This is a genomic window from Nostoc flagelliforme FACHB-838, from assembly GCF_014698065.1.
Lineage (GTDB): Bacteria > Cyanobacteriota > Cyanobacteriia > Cyanobacteriales > Nostocaceae > Nostoc > Nostoc flagelliforme_B.
Genome location: NZ_JACJSI010000681.1, coordinates 1 through 1,883 on the forward strand (window position 1 = coordinate 1; position 1,883 = coordinate 1,883).

The following is a 1,883-nucleotide window of genomic DNA, read 5'->3' on the forward strand; positions in this document are numbered from 1 at the left end:
GTAGTGTTTTGCAACTGTTATCTAGCCGCCTCAATTATTAGTGAACACCTTTGCAGACTACACTTTCAGGCTGTTATTTGGCTATTCTGTTTGTGAAATGAGCGAACCGACCGTAAGTAAATTACAGAAAGAGAATTTACAAAAAGCTCTATCAGAGAGCATCGGTGAGAGGTTAGGACAAAGTGTCTTTTGTCAATCAGTTAAAATACTCAAAATATTTTAAATAAGAATGATAATCGTATTGAGGGTAGGGGGAGGAGGTGAGCGTCGCTCACCTCCTCCCCCTATATTTGATTATCATTATCTTTAAAATGTTTAACTGCTTTTATAGGAGATGAAAAAGTATTGTAACGACGTAAAAAGTGGGCAACATTGTTAGGTAAATTCAATTATCAAATGACGTAATGAAAAGTTTGGTCTACCATTATGCCCAAGCGACAAAAACAAAACTCTGACCACGCGCACAAACATAATACTCCTACTATAGATAATGAGGCGATTTCTCAACACTTAGAAGCTTTATTAACACCAGCAGTTTTTGCTCAACAAAAATATTACAAGCAATTAGGATTACGAGATAGAATTCTGAATTTATCCTTAATGGTGGCAGCAGTATTAACACTGTTGTGGCGACAAGTTCCTGGCATTCAAGAGTTGAATCGTCTGTTAGCACGAGAAGGGTTATTATGGTGTCCTGTTACTAAAGTTGCCCAACAATCTCTTTCTGAAAGATTTTTAGTATTCCCATCTGAATTATTTGAGCGAGTATTTAAAGATTTACTCCCTCAATTACAACGGAATTGGCAACAACGGCTCAGGCGGCCACTACCAGATAGTGAAAAGTCAAGCACTGCGTAATTTTGAACGAATTTGGATTGCTGATGGGTCAACAAAAGACACGCTTTATTTCGGAAGTTAAAAAGCCTGGAAGACTTGAAGACAGGGCAATTAGCAGGGAAAATTTGTACAGTTATTGATTTGGTTACTCGTTTACCTATTGAAGTTTGGTTTCACACAAACCCCGCCGCATCAGAGACGAATTTTGAAGCCGCATTACTGAATTTACTACCTGCCAGAACTCTGATTTTACTTGACAGAGGTTTTTACCATTTCCAGTTTTTGCAACAACTTATTAACCAAGAAGTTCATTTTATTACTCGCTTAAAAGCTAAAGCATCTATTAAATACTTAAAGATTTTTAGCTATGACCATTCGCTTAAAGACCGATTGATTCAACTTGGAACTGTTCGTCGTGGCGCACCAGTACTCACTTTACGTTTAATAGAAATTAAGGTTGGTAAAACTAGTTATTCTTACATTACTTCTGTTCTTGATCCTGCAATATTACCTCCTTATGTTGTGGCAGATTTATATCGCCGAAGATGGAGAGTTGAAGAAGCTTTTTACTCAGTAAAACGCTTGCTGGGGCTATCTTATTTATGGGCTGGTTCTATTAATGGTATCAAGCTACAAGTCTGGGCTACTTGGTTATTTTATGCTGTTTTGGTTGACTTGGGGGATGCAGTAGCTGATGAATTATCTTTGCCATTTGACCGCATTTCTTTGGAAATGATTTTTCGAGGTTTGTACCATTTCAGCGTTGCCTACGATAAAGGTAACGCCGATGACCCCATTAAGTACTTTGCTGCAAAAGAGAATCAAGATTTAGGAGTTGTCAAAGCCCTGCGAAAACCAGTCTCCAAGCTGGATTTATCCCCTTTTCCCACACCTCCTTGACAAATGTGCAATCATTCTAACCTCTCACCGATGATCAGAGAGTAATAATCCACAGTTAACACAGAGAATATTAATGTTATTACTGATGGATGATGGCAAAACTTACCAAGAAATTAGTGATTGGTTAGGTTGTAGTTATAGAAGTG

2 pseudogenes are annotated in these 1,883 nt (G+C 37.9%); both read left to right on the plus strand.

From position 1 onward, the window contains the following. Window positions 1-426 precede the first annotated feature (426 nt). Window positions 427-1,725: pseudogene (locus H6G97_RS54560) on the plus strand (IS4 family transposase); the annotation flags it as partial. A 76-nt stretch (window positions 1,726-1,801) separates the two neighbouring features. Next, a pseudogene (locus tag H6G97_RS50640) lies at window positions 1,802-1,883 on the plus strand (helix-turn-helix domain-containing protein); the annotation flags it as partial.